The following is a 508-nucleotide window of genomic DNA, read 5'->3' on the forward strand; positions in this document are numbered from 1 at the left end:
CCCGAAGCGGAGGCGGCGGCGTTCCCGGCGGCAAATGGCGGCAGTTCGGGGCGGTGACCGCAACCCCATGGCCACAGGGCCAGACCGTGCGGGGCGTCCGCTCCAGTAAGTCGGGCAAGGTGCGCGTTGGCCGCCGTGATGCGCGCGTGCAGGGCCGGGTGGTGGCGGGCAAGGTTGCGCAGCGCGTCGGCGGGGGATTGACCTACGACGTCCTGTGGTCCGGCGGGCGTGCAAGGCGTGGGTGTGAAAGGGGCGGGCGGGACGGGCGAAGTGGGGGAGGCGATGTGGCTGGTGGTTTCCCGTTCCACCACCGTGAAGCGAAAGCCGCCGCCATGGGCCGTGGCATGGGCCGGGGGCGGAAAGGCCTCGGACACGATGCGGGCAATCGCCTGCTCCGTGGCGGGGAGCAGGGTGGCGGCGGGGTCGGCCATGCGGCCATGGGCGTCCAGCGCCACCACGTTGCAGCGCCATGCCGTGTCGCGGGGGTCAAGGGGCAGCCCGGCGGCCA

1 pseudogene is annotated in these 508 nt (G+C 73.6%); it reads right to left on the reverse strand.

Annotation, left to right across the window (positions count from 1 at the left end):
• Positions 1-508 (reverse strand): annotated as a pseudogene (locus tag FVW20_RS18700) (phosphoglycerate mutase); the annotation flags it as partial.

The sequence above is a fragment of the Nitratidesulfovibrio oxamicus genome, assembly GCF_015731765.1.
Classification (GTDB): Bacteria; Desulfobacterota; Desulfovibrionia; order Desulfovibrionales; family Desulfovibrionaceae; genus Cupidesulfovibrio; species Cupidesulfovibrio oxamicus.